Here is a 16,187-nt window from a genome sequence, read left to right as displayed (position 1 = left end):
AAGGACTAGGCTCTGTGTGCATATTCTGCTGCATTCATTCCAGCAAGACGACCCGTGACGAGGGCAGCGGTAATGTTATATCCGCCTGTGTAGCCGTGGATGTCTAAAATTTCTCCACAAAAATAAAGCCCTTCCATCAGCTTTGATGCCATTTCTTTTGGATGGATTTCCTTCACCGATACACCTCCGCCGGTGACGAACGCTTTTTCGAGTGGCAATGTGCCGTGGACATAAAAGATAAAATTTTTGCAGTTGGAAACAAACGCACGTACTTTTTCATGCGAAAGCGTACTTGCTGGCGCTTGCGGATCAATTTCATTTTTTTCTAACAAAAACAATAAATAACGCTCCGGGAGTAGTCCTTTTAAGACGTTTTTCACCGCTTTCTTTGGCTCTGTTTTGAATAGATGGATGATGCGCTGAAATAATATCTCGCCATTTTCGTCAGGTAGCGCATCAACGCTCATCGCGACTGCTGCTGCTTTTTTTAATTCTTTCACGACAAATTGACTGCAACGTAGTGCAGCTGGGCCAGAAATGCCAAAATGGGTGAAAATCATGTCCATGCGATGTGTGACGACGATCTTCCCTTTTTGATTCAGCACGCTCAACGCCACATCCCGCATCGAAAGCCCCTGCAACGTCCGCGCTTGAATAAACGGCTCATGCGAGGTAATGGGCACTTCGGTCGGAAACAGCTCGGTCACCGTATGCCCTGCTTTTTCCGCCCACACGTAGCCATCACCAGTTGAACCGGTGTGGGGGACGGATTTTCCGCCGACAGCAATTACGACGCTTGTTGCAGCAATAAATTCTCCTGTTTTTAACGTTACTCCGACGGTTTTCCCCTCTTGATATTCGACATCGGCAACAGGGCTGTTAAGGCGAATGTGCACCCCAAGCCGATCAAGTTCATGAATTAACGCCCGAACGACTGATTGGGCGTCATCTGTCACAGGAAACATTCGCCCGTGGTCCTCTTCTTTGAGCGCCACCCCAAGCCTTTCAAAAAAACGGATAATGTCTTCGTTATTAAACACGGAAAATGCGCTATGTAAAAAACGACCGTTTCCTGGAATATGTTGAATAATTTCTTCAATCGGCAAACGATTCGTTACATTGCAGCGTCCCCCACCAGAAATTGCAAGCTTGCGACCAAGCTTGTCTCCTTTATCAATGAGTAAAACCCTCGCGTTTTGTTCAGCGGCGGCAATCGCTGCCATTAAGCCAGACGGTCCGCCACCAATGACAAGGACATCATACACTTGCTCCACCAACCTTTCTTTCTCTATTATAGTCAAGAGGAGAAAATTTCTCGACTTTCTCGTGAATGTGATAAAATACAGAAGTTATGAAAAGTCGCTTTTAGGGAAGGGATATTATGTCATCAAAATTGTTGCGCGGGACGTTTATATTGACTGCTGGAGTATTGCTATCACGCATTCTCGGGCTTGTGTATGTCATCCCATTTTACCCGCTTGTCGGAAAACAAGGGGGAGCGCTTTATTCGTACGGATATGTGCCGTATCAAATTTTTATAAGCCTTGCGACGGCTGGGGTGCCGCTAGCTGTTTCAAAGTTTGTCTCGAAATATAATGCGTTAGGAGAATATCGCACCGGTTACCGGTTGTTTCGCTCAGGGCTTGTATTAATGACGATGACTGGTCTTGCCGCTTGCGCGATTCTTTATATGATTGCCCCATGGATTGCGCCGTTTGTTATTGATGAACAAATCAAAGGAAACTCGGTGGCTGATGTCGTCACAGTCATTCGTGCTGTAAGTTTTGCACTAATTATTGTGCCGGTGATGAGTTTAATTCGTGGGTTTTTCCAAGGGCATGAATCGATGGGGCCCACGGCGGCGTCACAAGTAGTCGAGCAACTCATTCGTATCGTTTTTTTGCTTGCCAGTTGCTATATTGTCTTACGGGTGCTTCACGGTTCGCTTGTGACAGCAGTTAGTTTGGCAACGTTTGCAGCGTTTATCGGAGCAGTAGGAGGTCTTGCGGTACTAGTTTGGTATTGGTGGAAACGAAGATCGTATTTGGCACAATTGCTTACAAAAGATCGCGGACAGCTTCATCCACCGTTAAAAGACATGTACAAAGAATTAATTATGTATGCGGCACCGTTCGTTTTTGTGGGATTAGCAACACCGCTTTATCAGCTCATTGATCAGTTTACGTTCAATCGAGCGATGACAGAGATTGGTTTAGCGAAAATTTCCGAAGAAGCGTATTCGATTTTTAACGTTTGGGCGCAAAAGCTCGTGATTATCCCTGTGACGCTAGCGACGTCATTTGGGTTGACGCTTATCCCAACAATTACAAAAGCATACGTGGCGAACGACCGAAAATCGCTGCGCAAATATTTAAACCAAACGTTTCAAGTCGTCCTATTTTTAACGGTGCCGGCGGTCGTCGGAATGGCAGTGTTAGCAGAGCCGGTGTATGCCGCGTTTTACAGCTATGATTCGCTCGGAGGAGAAGTGTTGCGTTGGTACGCCCCGACGGCGATTTTATTTGCGCTGTTTTCTGTGACAGCCGCGGTATTGCAAGGAATTAATCAGCAGCGCTTTACAGTTGTTAGTTTAACGCTTGGCTTATTGGTAAAGCTTTTACTTAATACATTCTTAATTACGCAATTTGCAACAATAGGTGCGGTATTGGCAACGACGTTTGGGTATTTCGTATCGGTTACGTTGAATTTATGGATTATAAAAAAATACACTAACTATCGTTATAAACTTGTTATTCGCCGTACGTTGTTAATCGGAATTTTTACGGCGGTTATGTCGGTCGTTGTCACGACTGTACTACACATATGCGAATGGTTGGTCCATTACAATGGAGGACGAATCGAATCGATTGTGATTGTGACTATTAGCGCTATTTTTGGTGCAGGCGTATATTGGGCGATGAGCGAACGAATTGGGTTACTAGCATTATTATTTGGAGAGCGATTCACTTTTTTACAACGAAAAAAGAAGGCGGTATCGTAAACCGACCTTCTTTTGATGATTAAAACCCGTCTCCTGAAAACGGAATGCCAAGCTGCCGCTCGATGCGCTGCAACCGGCGATTAAGGCGGTTAATGCGTTCTCCTTGCCGTTCAAGTGTTCGCTCGATTCGGTTTAGTCGTTGTTCAATGTTTCCGGGATAGCTAGGGTATCCTCCAGGATAGCTAGGGTATCCTCCAGGATAGCCGCCCGGTACTCCTTCTGGCGTGCCGCCTGGATATCCTGGATATGCACCACTCGGTTGTTGTGGGCGATAATCGTACATGGGCAAATCTCCTTTCGTTTTTTTCTTAAGCATTGTATGTCACGAGAGAAAAAGCGGACTAGGCAAATGCCTAACTTAGCAAATTTTCGTAAGGGAGGCTTTAGGTTGCGGATAGATAAACTGTTAGCCAATATGGGGTTTGGGACGAGGAAAGAAGTGAAGAAATTGCTTAAATCAGGAGCAGTGAAAGTGGACGATATCATCATCAAAGACCCGAAAACGCAAGTGAACCCTTCAGAGAAAACGGTGACTGTATGGGGAGAAGAGGTGGAGTATAAAAAATTTATTTATTTAATGATGAATAAACCGCCTGGTGTCATTTCAGCAACGGAAGATGATTTTGAAGAAACGGTCGTTGACTTGTTAGAAGAGGAAGATCAACGATTTGCACCATTTCCCGTCGGACGGCTTGATAAAGATACGGAAGGATTGTTGTTGTTGACCAATGATGGACAGCTTGCCCATCAATTGTTGTCTCCGAAAAAGCACGTACCGAAAACGTATTTTGCTATCATTGAGGGGGAAGTGACAAAAGCAGATATGGAAGCGTTTCTTCGCGGTGTTGTTCTCGATGATGGGTATGAAACAAAGCCATCCGAGCTTGTTATTTTATCATCTGGTCTTCGTTCGGAGGTAGAGGTGACGATTACAGAAGGGAAATTCCATCAAGTGAAACGAATGTTTCAAGCAGTTGGAAAGCGAGTGGTGTATTTGAAGCGCATACAAATGGGACCACTGTCGCTTGATCCCACGCTTGCGTTAGGGGAATATCGGGAATTGACAGAGGACGAAGTAGAGCAGTTAAAACAATACGTACCGTCTGGCGCAAAAAAAGGGAACCTTTCTTGAGGTTCCTTTTCTATATGGATTGTTTTTGGTATGTTGAGGCTCACCGTTTGTTTTTATAACCTCTCACCTTTTTCGTATGACCTTTTTAAGAGGACATTCTCACCTTCTTGTTGGTTACCATCCATTTGCCTTTGCTTGGGCTGCAAACCAAGTCATTATATGCTAACACGTTCAAATCACGCTGAATCGTCCGTGGAGTGATGCCAAATTCATCAACGAGCTCTTGAGTCGTTACGGTGCCTCTTTCGCTGATAAACATGTAAACAGACTTAATCCGTGTTAGCATCCGATGAGTAGAAGGTTTCAAAAGACCACTCCCTATCCTTACGTAATTCGTATGGCATAACATCAGCGCTGCTTCTAAGATGAGAGATTATGTTGCTATTTTGTTTTAATTTTATTTTACACGAAAAAGGAGGGAAAATGCTACATTTTCGCTTAGATTTACGAAATATTTCAACACTTTTAATATCGTTGTAACATTTAAGCAACGAATGATTCCTTTTTGACTTTTTTCTACTTTCTATGATACGTTGGCAAAGGAGAAACGTCGAGAAGGAGGGGATGGATGATGATCCATTGGATGGAAGAAGTGATGAAGCGAAAAGAAGCGTTGCTTCGCGATACAAGACAATTGCTGCAAATTCCAAGTGTCCTTGACGAAACGAGTGCAACGGAAAAAGCGCCGTTTGGGAAAGGAATTGATGAGGCGTTACAATTTTTATTGAAAAAAGGACATGACGAAGGATTTAGCGTCAAAAACGTTGACGGTTTTGCAGGGCATATCGAAATGGGAAGCGGAGAGGAAGTAATTGGCGTTTTATGTCATATAGATGTCGTTCCTCCTGGAGATGGATGGACGAGCGATCCGTTTGCTGCAGAAATACGTGACGGAAAAATATATGCGCGTGGGGCGATTGATGATAAAGGCCCGACAATGGCGGCGTTTTACGCAATGAAAATCGTGAAAGAACTTGGATTGCCGCTAAGTAAACGAGTGCGCATGATTATTGGGACGGATGAAGAAAGCGACTGGCGCTGTGTGGAGCATTATTTTGCGCGCGAAGAAATGCCATCGATGGGTTTTGCACCAGATGCTGATTTTCCGATTATTTATGCGGAAAAAGGAATTGCCGATCTTACTTTACAACAAACAAAAATTAGCGAAGCCGGCCATGGTGAACTCGTGCTCGAGTCGTTTCACTCCGGGCGCCGATATAATATGGTTCCAGATGCAGCAGAAGTGAAATTAGGTGGGACGCATGACCGGTTAATAGAAGTCGAACAGCAATTTCACCGCTTTTTAGCAGAAAACAACATCAACGGAAAATCGGTTGTTCAAGAAGGTACGCTCACTCTTCAGATCGAAGGGGTTTCTGCCCATGCGATGGAGCCGGAGCACGGGAAAAATGCTGGTTTGTATGCAGCGCACTTTTTAGCCACTGTTCCGCTAAACGCAAATGCCCAGTCATTTGTCCAACTACTAGAGCGTTTTTATGGTGATTCGCGTGGAAAAAACATTGGTGTTGCGTATCGTGATGACATTACTGGCGATCTTACAGTGAATGTCGGTATTATGTCATATACGAAAGAAAACGGTGGAACGATTGGGCTCAATTTGCGTATTCCTGTTACAAAGGATGTAGAGGATACGAAGCAGACGATGGAAATGGTAGCTACACAACACGGGTTTTCCATGAATCAGTTTAGTTATTCTAAACCGCACCATGTTGATCAGAACCATCCGCTTATTCAAACATTAAAACGCGTCTATGAAGAACAGATAGGCGAACGCGCCGAGTTGCTTTCAATTGGTGGCGGAACGTATGCCCGTTCCTTACAAGCGGGTGTCGCGTTTGGTCCGCTATTTCCGGGAAGACCGGACGTTGCTCATCAAAAAGACGAATATATTATCATTGACGATTTATTAAAGGCGACTGCGATTTATGCGCAAGCCATTTATGAACTTGCAAAGTGAAAAACTTTCCAAAATATGTTACAATAAAAAAAAACCGCTCGATGTCGGGCGGTGTTTTTTCTGAAAGGACGTGGGGACATGGAAATTATCATACGCCGCGGTGCAACACCGCTCAACATAATTTTTCCGCTCTTTTACTTTTTTACGTTTTTTGGTTTTGGTTCACTTTTTCCACTTTTGTCGGTATATTTAAAAAATGAGGTAGGGTTGTCTGGAACGCAAATTGGCACCGTTATGTCGATTAGTCCCATTGTGATGATTTTTGTTCAGCCGCTCTGGGGGATGATTAGTGATTATACGAGAAAGCCTGTGCCAGTATTGGCTACAGCGCTTGTTGGAACAGCGGTTTCGGGGTTAGTTTATGCTTCGATGCAGCAATATGCATGGATTGTTGCGGCTGCTGCGTTGCTGTCATTTATGCAAAGCGCTATTGTTCCGCTGTCGGATAGTATTACGTTAAGCTATGTGCAAAAAACAAAAGGAAATTACGGTTCCGTTCGATTGTGGGGAGCGATTGGATTTGCCGTATCTGTACTCGTCGGCGGTTGGCTGTCAGAAACATTTTCGCTTTCTATTATTTTTCCTGTATTTTCATTTGTTTTATTATTTTCTGCAACGCTTGCATGGAAGTTACCGCGGGAAAGCCAGCCAATGCGCGTTGAAATGAAACAAGGCATAAAGCAGCTATTTCATATTCCTGCGTTCGTCTTATTTTTAGTCGTGACCTTTCTTGTGTTTGGTCCGATTTATGCAAACAATTTTTATTTTGGCGTTTTTGTCAAAGAAATCGGTGGGACGTTGACCGGTGTTGGTCTTGCTTTTTTGCTAGCAGCAGGAAGTGAAGCGCCGTTTATGCGAGTGGCGGATAGCTTGCTTCGCCGCTACGGAATGCTTCCAATTTTAGCATTTGCTGCAACGATTTCAGGTTTTCGTTGGCTGTTTTACTATTTTGAGCCGTCGCTTTGGCTTGTTTATGCGACAACAGTGGCGCAAGGGTTTTCGGTCGGATTATTCATCCCAGCTGCGTTGCAATATGTTCGGGACATTTCTCCGAGTGAGGTGCGCGTAACGGCTGTTTCGCTTTACTCTGCAGTTGGTAACGGTGTCGGGAGCTGGTTTTGCACATTTATCGGTGGCTATATTTTAGAACATAGCCACATCGGTACAGTGTACTTATTTTTCAGCATGTTAACGTTCGGTGGGTTAGCGATTTTATTGGTGTTAATGATGATACATCGGAAAAAAGCATACAATAGGACATAATGGCTGGAGGAACGGATATGAAGAAAACGCATTATTTTCTTGCGGTTCCAATTACCGATGAAATCAAGCAGAAGATTGCTAATTGGTGTGAGAAAGCAGCTCCGCGTTTTCCATTTCGGACGTGGGTGCACAAAGACGATTACCACCTTACGCTCGTTTTTTTAGGTGCGGTTTCTGCCCAACAATTGCAGGCGGTAAAGGAGAAAATGGCGGCCATTTGTAACAACTATTCGCCGTTTTCCATAACTTTAAAAGGAATAGGGACATTCGGAGTCCCGTCATCTCCGCGTATTTTATGGCAAGGAATTGAGCGAACAGAACTGTTATGGTCGCTTCGACACGACATATATGAGGCGTGCCGAACGCTTGGATTTTCGTTAGACCCTCGTCCGTTTGCACCGCATATGACGCTTGCCCGCAAATGGCAAGGAGAGAAGCCGTTTGCATTCATGGAGTTGCCAGATGTAGTAGAGGGCCATGTTTTGGTGCACGAAGTTGTCCTTTACCAAACACATCTTGACCGGGTGCCAAAATATGAGGCAATCGCTTCGTTTCCACTTCGTCATCGGTGGGAAGAAAATAATCTCAGGGGGCACGAATCGTGGGGCAATTAATTAAATTGCAAGACTACATCTCTAGATACGAAACAGATGTCTATCGATATGCAAGTGAATTTATTCGCTTGAAGAAAAAACAGTGGGAAAAGGTAAAAGAAGAATGGGAAAACGGAGAAACGTCCCCTTCTGTTGATACATCAATAGAATGGCTAGAAGAAAGACCATCATTTTGGCAGTCGATGAAACGGTGGTGGAAGCGTTCTAACTTAGAGGAAGAAATAAAGCCGGTCGTGTCGGAGGAAGAGCGTTTTTTCGCCTCGTTGTTTGTGACTGAGCCAAAAACGCTTGATGAGTTAAAAGTGTTATTTCTTGAAAAAATGGTTCAGCTGCAAATAAAATGGGCGAGCTCGACGGTCAAATATGAATCGATTGTGGATAAAAAATTTTATTACGAAGAACCATTGAAATATTTTCTACAGCGGTTTCCAGATACGTATTTATGTTTATATAAGCCGGTTTTTTTAGTCAAAAGCGCTCCGGTGGAACTGGATATTATTTTAGTTAGTCCGACTGCGACGTGGTGCGTGACGTTTGCGGAAGGAGAAATTATTGTTGGATCTAGTGAACGATTTTGGACGGAGATGGGAAAAGGGGGGGAGAAAAAATTAGTGAATCCACTTATTTCACTCTATCGAACGGAAAAAATTATCGCTGATTTATACGAGCGCTATGCCATTGAACTGCCGATTAAAAAAGTCGTGCTCAACCGCACCGGATACCTTGACTATCGCTATGCGCCAAATGATGTACTGCTTATCGATAAACGGTATTACGACCAATGGTTTGCTTCCCTAAGAAGTTTAACTGCACCGTTGAAGCACGTCCAGCTCAAAGCAACTTTCCATTTATTGCAACATTGTTACAGTCATTATTATGAACGACAATGGCATGAAGAATGATAAGTGAGGAAAAATGGAGAAGAAATGGAGGTGATGGAGTGATAACGGTTCATCGAACGTTTGAAGCATATTTAGACACGATGGAAATGATTACGATTTTAGTACCGAAATCGTACTGCCAAGGGATAGTGCGATCATTTACGATCCAAACGCCAATCGGAGAACGACGCGCATTACAAATTACGAAACGCGAAGATTTATGGACGAGCATTAAGTACGAATGTGTTCCTGATTTTCCAGTGGAAATCGGAAAAAGCTATGTAATTTATGAAGAACATGGGGCGTTTACCGATTTGCAAATGGGAGCGGTTATTCGCACTGAAGCATTTGAAGAGCAATTTTATTATGATGGCGACCTTGGTGCTACGTACAGCATTGATGCAACAACGTTTAAAATTTGGGCACCGACAGCAACAGAAGTAAAACTAAAGCTCATTGATGAGAAAACGGGAAAAGAAGAACAAATCTCGATGCAGCGCCGCGAAAAAGGGGTATGGTGTACGACAGTACTTGGTAATTTAGAAGGTATATACTATACGTATTTAGCGTGTATTAACCTTGTTTGGCGAGAGGCGGTCGACCCGTATGCTGTGGCAGTATCGATTAATGGAGAATACGCGGTCGTCGTCGACCTCGCCAAAACGCGCGTGCCAAAACTAGCGCTACCGCCGCTTACTTCCCCAGTCGACGCCATTATTTATGAAATGCACGTTCGCGATTTTACTATCGATCCTCATAGTGGCGTTGTCCATAAAGGAAAATATTTAGGGCTTACTGAGTTTCCAACAACAGGACCGTCCGGAACAGTGACAGGACTTGGTTATTTAAAAGAACTTGGGATTACTCACGTCGAGTTTCTTCCGGTGAATGATTTTGCTGGGATCGATGAACGTGAGCCGGAAAAAGAGTACAACTGGGGATACAATCCGCTGCACTACAATGCGCCGGAAGGCAGTTATGCGACCAATCCTTTGGATCCATATGCGCGCATTCACGAATTGAAACGAGCGATTCGTGCTTTGCAGCAAGAAGGGATTCGTGTTATTCTCGATGTCGTTTATAACCACGTCTATATTCGTGAACAGTCGTCATTGGAAAAGCTCGTGCCTGGGTATTATTTTCGCCATGATATTTATGGGATGCCGTCGAACGGGACAGGGGTTGGAAACGATCTTGCTTCCGAGCGCAAGATGGTTCGCAAGCTTATTGTTGATTCTGTTCGTTTTTGGCTTACAGAGTATGGTGTTGATGGTTTTCGCTTTGATTTAATGGGCATTCTCGATATTGATACAATGAAAGAAATAGAGGCAGTTGCTCGTGCACTCCATCCGTCTGTTTTATTGCTTGGCGAAGGATGGGATTTGCCGACACCATTGTTGTCGGAAAAAAAGCAATGATGCAAAATGCTCACCTTCTACCGACGATTGCCTTTTTTAACGATCGGTTTCGCGATTATGTCAAAGGAAGTACGTTCCATTTAGGAGAACAAGGATTTGCTCTAGGAAACAGCGGGTATCGCGAACAAGTGAAACGAGTAATCGAAGGAAGCCATTATTTGTTTTCTCAACCGACGCAAACGGTTAACTACGTCGAATCGCACGACAACCACACGCTTTGGGACAAAATAAGTGTTGCCAATTATTACGAGCGAGAAAACGTTCGTAAAAAACGGCAAAAATTAGCGACAGCGATTACCTTATTGGCACAGGGCATTCCATTTTTGCATAGCGGACAAGAATTTTACCGCACGAAACAAGGAGTGGAAAATAGTTATAACGCTCCAGATACCATTAACCGCATCGATTGGACGAGAAAAAGCATGCACGAAGAAGACGTCCGTTACGTGCAGGGATTGATTCGTTTACGGAAATGGCATGGTGCTTTTCGTTTTCAAACGGTCCAAGAAATAAGGAATCATCTTCTATGGCTTGAACCGATGCCACTGACAGTGCTCGCTTTTCATCTTCACGACGTATCAGCGTATGGGCCGTGGAGTGATATTATTGTCATTCACCATAATGAAGAAACACCGTTAGCAGTTGCGCTCCCTGATGAAGAAATATGGTATGTGGTATGTGATGAATCAAGGAGTGGAATCGATCCTCTGTACGCGGTGACAAAAAAAATAGAGCTACAAGGAATTGGAACAGTTGTTCTTGTGAAAGGACTGACTTGACGAGAAAAGCATCTCGCATATAAAATCTAGTAAGACATACTGTCTGAATATATGCTCAGATTACTGTCTTTTATTTTTGATGAGTTGAAGGTGAACTTGCTTGGAACAGATACTGGGAAAGGAGTGGGAGATCACTCCTGCTGGTGGAACTACTGGAGATGCATATGTTGCTGAATATGATGGACGAAAATTATTTTTAAAACGCAACTCTTCCCCCTTTCTCGCCGTTTTGTCAGCGGAAGGAATCGTCCCAAAACTCGTCTGGACGAAACGGATGGAAAATGGCGATGTCATTACCGCTCAGCAATGGCTTAATGGAAGAGAGTTAAAACCACAGGATATGGGAAGCGAACAAGTTGCCAGTTTGCTGCGGAAAATTCATCGCTCGCAAGATTTGGCAGAAATGTTACGAAGACTAGGAAAGAAACCGCTTTTTCCGCAGGCGATGATGGAAAAATTGGAATCGTTGTTGCAACCATGGAGCGACGAGCCAATCGTCACACAAGCGTTTGCTTGGCTGAAAGAACATCTTTCTTCTCTTCGCTGTGAAGAGCTTGTGGTTTGTCATGGGGACATGAACCATAATAATTGGTTGCTTTCAGAGGACGGTCAGTTGTACTTAATCGATTGGGATGGGGCATTAATCGCTGACCCTGCAATCGATATTGGGATGTTGCTTTACACATATATCCCAAAAGAAAAATGGGAAAATTGGCTAAAGTTTTACGGATTAGAATGTACGAGTGATTTGCAGTTACGCATGAAATGGTATACAATCGTGCAAACGTTGTATGCTCTTGTATGGCAAAAAGGGAAACAAATGGAAAAAGAAGTGCAACAATCGCTTTATTTCTTAAAAAACGTTCTCGATAATTAAGTTTAAATAAAAGGCAAGCGAATAGCTTGCCTTTCGAGCGTTTTATGCGAGTTTTATGGCTGTCTAACGGTAAAACTCCACGCCATTACGTAAGTTGGTCTACCCAATCCGATAGTTGCTGCTGATGCTCGGAAATGTGCGAATCGAGGTCAGCGCTATATTTTCCTGCTTGGCCATAGTCGTAAATGGAAGGAAGTACTTGCTTTACTGGTTGGTCAATTTGTCCGTTCGCCATTAATGATTTCGCGAGTCGCTCAATTTGTTCACACTCTGATACCGTTCCACAGCAGTCGGTTTGATGGTTCGATAAAATATCTTTAAGTACGGTCATTTGATGTTCGTGATTTAACGGCATATTGCTCCCCCTTTTTTCTTTTACTATGTGTGAAACGTAGGCAAATTATGCAGGCAGTCGTTGTTACGGCTGTTTTTTGTTCTTGCCTCCCTTTTTACTTCATGGTATCGTTGACAACGATGACAAACGAATGGAGGAGAAACATGCGTTTACGAAATAAGCCGTGGGCGAAAGAAAAAATCGCCGCTTATCCACAATACATTATTCCGAATCCGGAACAATATAAAGGCCGATGGCATGAGGTATTTGGCAATGAAAACCCCATCCATATCGAAATTGGTACAGGAAAAGGAAAATTTATTACCGAGATGGCAAAAGCGAATCCGCATGTAAATTACATCGGCATCGAGCTTTATGAAAGCGTCATCGTTTCTGCGCTAGATAAGCTAATCGAGCATAATCTGCCGAACCTTAAACTATTGAACATAAACGCCAAAGAATTGGCGAACGTATTTGCTATGGGCGAAGTAGCACGTATTTATTTAAACTTTTCCGACCCGTGGCCCAAAAAACGGCATGAAAAGCGACGGTTGACGTATCGCTCGTTTTTAGCGCTTTATGAACAAATTTTAGTGGATGAAGGAGAAATCCATTTCAAAACCGATAACCAAGGACTATTTGAATATTCGCTCGTCAGCTTTTCCCAATACGGGCTGTTATTGACGTTTGTGAGTTTAGACCTTCATCGAAGCGATTTTGTTGGAAATATTATGACCGAGTATGAAGAAAAATTTGCAGCGAAAGGAAATCGGATTTACCGCTGTGAAGTGAAATATCCGTCGAAAAAACGGTAAGGGCTGCCTTTTTGGTTGAAAGGCAGTCTTTTTTTATTTTCGAAATATTCACGGAGATGGTACACTACTAATGAGGTGATGGGAAATGGAACAATTACAAGTAGGCGATGTAACGATTACGTGGTTAAACGGAGGGGTGACACATTTAGACGGCGGTGCGATGTTTGGCGTTGTACCGAAACCGCTCTGGTCGAAAAAATATCCATGCAATGAAAACAACCAAATTGAATTGCGAACCGATCCGCTGTTGCTTCAAATAGATGGAAAACATATACTCATTGAATCAGGGATCGGCAATGGGAAATTATCCGAAAAGCAAAAGCGTAATTTTGGCGTTACGGAAGAATCCAGTGTGGAGCAGTCACTTCAAAAACTTGGATTAACACCGAATGATATTGATTTTATCTTAATGACGCATATGCATTTTGATCATGCATGCGGGTTGACGAAATGGGTCGGGGACAAGCTCGTATCCGCTTTCCCGAACGCTCGAATTGTCACCTCTCAAGTGGAGTGGGACGAAATGCGACAGCCGAATATTCGCTCGCGCAACACCTATTGGAAAGAAAACTGGGAAACGATTGTCGATCAAGTGGTGATATTTACGGAGGAAACCGAGGTCGTTCGTGGTATTCGAATGGTGCATACCGGCGGCCATAGCGATGGTCACTCCATCGTTGTCATTGAATCAAACGGTGAAACAGCCGTTCATTTAGCAGACTTAATGCCGACGCATGCGCATCAAAACGTGTTGTGGGTGCTCGCCTTTGACGATTATCCGATGACGTCGATTGCTCAAAAGCAAAAATGGATTCCGTACGCGATTGAAAAACGAGCATGGCTGACGTTCTATCATGATGCGTACTATCGAGCGCTGAAATGGGACGACAACGGAGAAATAGTAGAAAGCATTTTGCGAAAACGATAAAAAAGGGCGGACACGCCCTTTTTTACAACCTACTCTTCTCAATAACCGTCCCTGTATAGGCGTCGATGGTAAACTCATATTGCTCCTCGCCGCGGCAAATGCCACCTTTATACACGTGATATATGATCCCATCTTTTTCGTACATTTCTTTTGTTGTTTGAATCCACGATCCACTAATTGGCCCAGCGTGTTGAAACGCCTTTTTCGCGAGTGCGAGCGCTTTTTCTGATGAAAGCAATTGGTTGTTTCGCCATGATTGCACGAAGCAAGCGGCGGCAAAACCTGCGGTCGCACCGGCGATAAATGTTCTCCAGTTCACCGTTCTCCCTCCTAACCGAGTATCTTCTCATTTAGTATACCTAATTTTTTGTGGTACTGAGCTAGGAAAGTGGCAAATGTCGCCTTTGTTCGTTAAAATGAAAAAAGAGATAACAAAGAGGGAGTAGAAACTGTGATGAATGTGGAGACGCTTCAGTTATTTAAAACGTTAACGGAATTGCCGGGAGCACCAGGCAATGAACATGCGGTGCGGCAGTTTATGCGCAAAGAATTGGAGAAATATGCTGACGATATCGTTCAAGATCGGCTTGGCGGTATTTTTGGGGTGAAGCTAGGTACAGAAGGCGACCCAGTTGTCATGGTAGCAGGACATATGGATGAGGTCGGGTTTATGGTTACGGCAATTACCGACCAAGGAATGGTTCGCTTCCAAGCGCTTGGCGGCTGGTGGAATCAAGTGTTGTTAGCCCAACGTGTCCATATTATCACCGATCACGGGCCAATCATAGGAGTCATCGGTTCTGTTCCGCCGCATTTGCTTTCGGACGACCAGCGAAATAAGCCGATGGATATACAGCATATGTTGATTGACGTTGGCGCGGATGATCGTGAAGATGCAAAGCGAATGGGGATTAAACCTGGTCAACAAATTGTGCCAGTTTGTCCATTTACCCCGATGGAAAACGCGAAAAAAATTTTAGCGAAAGCATGGGATAATCGATATGGTTGTGGGTTAGCGATTGAGCTGTTAAAAGAGTTAAAAGGAGAAACACTGCCGAATACGCTATACTCTGGAGCGACCGTTCAAGAAGAAGTCGGATTGCGTGGGGCGCAGGCGGCTGCGCATTTGATTCAGCCGGATATTTTCTTTGCCCTCGATGCTAGCCCAGCGAATGATATGACCGGAAGCAAAAAAGAGTTTGGCCATCTCGGCAAGGGGGCGCTCGTTCGCATTTATGACCGCTCGATGGTGACGCATCGAGGCATGCGCGAGTTCGTATTAGATATGGCCGAAACGCATCGCATTCCATACCAATTTTTTATTTCTCCGGGAGCAACAGACGCAGGGCGCGTACATATCGCCAACAGCGGAATTCCTTCAGCGGTCATTGGTATTTGTTCCCGCTATATTCACTCGCATGCTTCGATTATTCACGTCGACGACTACGCAGCAGCGAAACAGCTCTTAATCGAGCTTGTCAAAGCATGCGATCGCTCGACTGTTGAGGCGATTCGCCAAAATAGTTAAAGATTCGGGAAGGAATGAGAAACATGATGATTGCCATAGGGACGAAGAACCGAGCGAAAGTAGCGGCCGTTGAAGCGGTGTTTGCCGATGAATGCGATCAGATCGTGCCGATTGCCGTCGATTCGGGAGTAGCGGCGCAGCCGTTTTCCGATGAAGAGACGCGGATGGGGGCGATCTACCGTGCTAAACAGGCGTGCGCTAAAGCTCAGGCTGATGTCGGCATCGGTTTAGAGGGCGGCGTCGTGGAAATAGACGGCGCGCTATGGGTATGCAATTGGGGAGCACTTGTTGACCGGAACGGTACAGTAATATGTGCAGGTGGCGCCCGTTTTCCTTTGCCTTGCGAAGTAGCGGAAGAAGTGCTGAACGGCAAAGAGTTGGGCGAGGTTATGGATGAATACACTGGGAAGCGGAATATCCGCCAAAAAGAAGGGGCAGTCGGCGTTTTTACAAACGGGTATGTAAGTCGAACAGACATGTTTTTTCATATCGTCAAACTATTGGCAGGACAATACGAATTTTTTGTCAAAACGAATGCTTCACGCTGTCAACTACCCACCACTTAAAGCCTTGGGCTTTTGAAGTGGGGGCTTGTAAAAAGCCCTAGTTGACTATCCCAAGTCTTTCGAGGACTACGTT

Annotated in this window: 16 protein-coding genes and 1 pseudogene; 12 read left to right on the top strand and 5 right to left on the bottom strand. The window is 44.4% G+C overall.

Annotated elements, in window-relative coordinates:
* Window positions 1-5: 5 nt before the first annotated feature.
* Window positions 6-1,274: a BaiN/RdsA family NAD(P)/FAD-dependent oxidoreductase gene (locus GFC30_RS15290; RefSeq protein ID WP_409978527.1), complete on the bottom strand. Its 1,269-nt coding sequence runs from the start codon at window positions 1,272-1,274 to the stop codon at window positions 6-8.
* Window positions 1,275-1,378: 104 nt separating this feature from the next.
* On the opposite strand from GFC30_RS15290, the gene GFC30_RS15285 reads away from it, so the two are divergent.
* The gene (locus GFC30_RS15285; protein WP_066327765.1) at window positions 1,379-3,001 is read left to right on the top strand and encodes a putative polysaccharide biosynthesis protein; all 1,623 of its coding nucleotides are present in this window, start codon (window positions 1,379-1,381) and stop codon (window positions 2,999-3,001) included.
* A gap of 19 nt (window positions 3,002-3,020) precedes the next feature.
* On the opposite strand, the gene GFC30_RS15280 is transcribed toward GFC30_RS15285, so the two are convergent.
* Window positions 3,021-3,284 carry a hypothetical protein gene (locus tag GFC30_RS15280; RefSeq protein ID WP_066327764.1) on the bottom strand — a complete coding sequence of 88 codons (264 nt, stop codon included), beginning with the start codon at window positions 3,282-3,284 and terminating at the stop codon, window positions 3,021-3,023.
* A 105-nt stretch (window positions 3,285-3,389) separates the two neighbouring features.
* On the opposite strand from GFC30_RS15280, the gene GFC30_RS15275 reads away from it, so the two are divergent.
* Complete coding sequence (locus tag GFC30_RS15275; RefSeq protein WP_338012318.1) at window positions 3,390-4,133, top strand: pseudouridine synthase; 744 nt, start codon at window positions 3,390-3,392, stop codon at window positions 4,131-4,133.
* An 85-nt stretch (window positions 4,134-4,218) separates the two neighbouring features.
* Here the strand turns inward: GFC30_RS15275 and GFC30_RS15270 are convergent, their stop codons facing one another.
* Window positions 4,219-4,440 (bottom strand): DeoR family transcriptional regulator, encoded by a 222-nt coding sequence (locus tag GFC30_RS15270; RefSeq protein ID WP_066327762.1) that lies wholly within the window; start codon window positions 4,438-4,440, stop codon window positions 4,219-4,221.
* A gap of 261 nt (window positions 4,441-4,701) precedes the next feature.
* Here GFC30_RS15270 and pepV point away from each other — a divergent pair, with 261 nt between their 5' ends.
* The 6 genes and pseudogenes from pepV (at window position 4,702) to GFC30_RS15240 (ending at window position 11,943) form a co-directional block, all read left to right on the top strand.
* Window positions 4,702-6,111 carry a dipeptidase PepV gene (gene pepV, locus GFC30_RS15265; RefSeq protein ID WP_066327760.1) on the top strand — a complete coding sequence of 470 codons (1,410 nt, stop codon included), beginning with the start codon at window positions 4,702-4,704 and terminating at the stop codon, window positions 6,109-6,111.
* 78 nt (window positions 6,112-6,189) lie between these two features.
* Window positions 6,190-7,374, top strand: a complete 1,185-nt coding sequence (locus GFC30_RS15260) for an MFS transporter (RefSeq protein WP_066327758.1) — start codon at window positions 6,190-6,192, stop codon at window positions 7,372-7,374.
* Between the two features lie 17 nt (window positions 7,375-7,391).
* Entirely contained in the window at window positions 7,392-7,988 is a 597-nt protein-coding gene (gene thpR, locus GFC30_RS15255) for an RNA 2',3'-cyclic phosphodiesterase (RefSeq protein WP_066327756.1), read from the top strand.
* Window positions 7,976-8,890 (top strand): nuclease-related domain-containing protein, encoded by a 915-nt coding sequence (locus tag GFC30_RS15250; protein WP_066327754.1) that lies wholly within the window; start codon window positions 7,976-7,978, stop codon window positions 8,888-8,890. Before thpR ends, GFC30_RS15250 begins: the two co-directional genes overlap by 13 nt.
* Before the next feature lie 38 nt (window positions 8,891-8,928).
* Window positions 8,929-11,066 (top strand): annotated as a pseudogene (gene pulA, locus GFC30_RS15245) (type I pullulanase).
* A gap of 100 nt (window positions 11,067-11,166) precedes the next feature.
* Window positions 11,167-11,943, top strand: coding sequence for a phosphotransferase family protein (locus GFC30_RS15240; protein WP_066327752.1), 777 nt, complete (start codon window positions 11,167-11,169; stop codon window positions 11,941-11,943).
* Window positions 11,944-12,028: 85 nt separating this feature from the next.
* Here GFC30_RS15240 and GFC30_RS15235 read toward each other — a convergent pair whose 3' ends face one another.
* Window positions 12,029-12,298 (bottom strand): YtzH-like family protein, encoded by a 270-nt coding sequence (locus tag GFC30_RS15235; RefSeq protein ID WP_066327750.1) that lies wholly within the window; start codon window positions 12,296-12,298, stop codon window positions 12,029-12,031.
* Between the two features lie 143 nt (window positions 12,299-12,441).
* Here GFC30_RS15235 and trmB point away from each other — a divergent pair, with 143 nt between their 5' ends.
* Together trmB and GFC30_RS15225 are read left to right on the top strand one after the other, a co-directional pair.
* Complete coding sequence (gene trmB, locus GFC30_RS15230; RefSeq protein WP_066327748.1) at window positions 12,442-13,092, top strand: tRNA (guanosine(46)-N7)-methyltransferase TrmB; 651 nt, start codon at window positions 12,442-12,444, stop codon at window positions 13,090-13,092.
* Window positions 13,093-13,177: 85 nt separating this feature from the next.
* Window positions 13,178-14,020 carry a YtnP family quorum-quenching lactonase gene (locus GFC30_RS15225; RefSeq protein ID WP_066327745.1) on the top strand — a complete coding sequence of 281 codons (843 nt, stop codon included), beginning with the start codon at window positions 13,178-13,180 and terminating at the stop codon, window positions 14,018-14,020.
* A gap of 22 nt (window positions 14,021-14,042) precedes the next feature.
* Here the strand turns inward: GFC30_RS15225 and GFC30_RS15220 are convergent, their stop codons facing one another.
* On the bottom strand, window positions 14,043-14,339 hold the full coding sequence (locus GFC30_RS15220; protein WP_066327742.1) for a PepSY domain-containing protein: 297 nt from the start codon (window positions 14,337-14,339) through the stop codon (window positions 14,043-14,045).
* A 135-nt stretch (window positions 14,340-14,474) separates the two neighbouring features.
* Here GFC30_RS15220 and GFC30_RS15215 point away from each other — a divergent pair, with 135 nt between their 5' ends.
* Window positions 14,475-15,548 (top strand): M42 family metallopeptidase, encoded by a 1,074-nt coding sequence (locus tag GFC30_RS15215; protein WP_066328012.1) that lies wholly within the window; start codon window positions 14,475-14,477, stop codon window positions 15,546-15,548.
* 23 nt (window positions 15,549-15,571) lie between these two features.
* Window positions 15,572-16,114, top strand: coding sequence for a DUF84 family protein (locus tag GFC30_RS15210; protein ID WP_066327740.1), 543 nt, complete (start codon window positions 15,572-15,574; stop codon window positions 16,112-16,114).
* Window positions 16,115-16,187: the final 73 nt, after the last annotated feature.

The sequence above is a fragment of the Anoxybacillus amylolyticus genome (genome assembly GCF_001634285.1).
Taxonomy (GTDB): Bacteria; Bacillota; Bacilli; order Bacillales; family Anoxybacillaceae; genus Anoxybacteroides; species Anoxybacteroides amylolyticum.
This window is presented reverse-complemented; position numbering and strand designations above follow the sequence as displayed.

Bases quoted from the DNA above. Each gene is read 5' to 3' on its own strand.
- GFC30_RS15280 (WP_066327764.1), bottom strand. From the start codon at position 3,284: ATGTACGATTATCGCCCACAACAACCGAGTGGTGCATATCCAGGATAT.
- pepV (WP_066327760.1), top strand. From the start codon at position 4,702: ATGATGATCCATTGGATGGAAGAAGTGATGAAGCGAAAAGAAGCGTTG.
- GFC30_RS15260 (WP_066327758.1), top strand. From the start codon at position 6,190: ATGGAAATTATCATACGCCGCGGTGCAACACCGCTCAACATAATTTTT.
- thpR (WP_066327756.1), top strand. From the start codon at position 7,392: ATGAAGAAAACGCATTATTTTCTTGCGGTTCCAATTACCGATGAAATC.
- GFC30_RS15235 (WP_066327750.1), bottom strand. From the start codon at position 12,298: ATGCCGTTAAATCACGAACATCAAATGACCGTACTTAAAGATATTTTA.
- trmB (WP_066327748.1), top strand. From the start codon at position 12,442: ATGCGTTTACGAAATAAGCCGTGGGCGAAAGAAAAAATCGCCGCTTAT.
- GFC30_RS15225 (WP_066327745.1), top strand. From the start codon at position 13,178: ATGGAACAATTACAAGTAGGCGATGTAACGATTACGTGGTTAAACGGA.
- GFC30_RS15215 (WP_066328012.1), top strand. From the start codon at position 14,475: ATGAATGTGGAGACGCTTCAGTTATTTAAAACGTTAACGGAATTGCCG.
- GFC30_RS15210 (WP_066327740.1), top strand. From the start codon at position 15,572: ATGATGATTGCCATAGGGACGAAGAACCGAGCGAAAGTAGCGGCCGTT.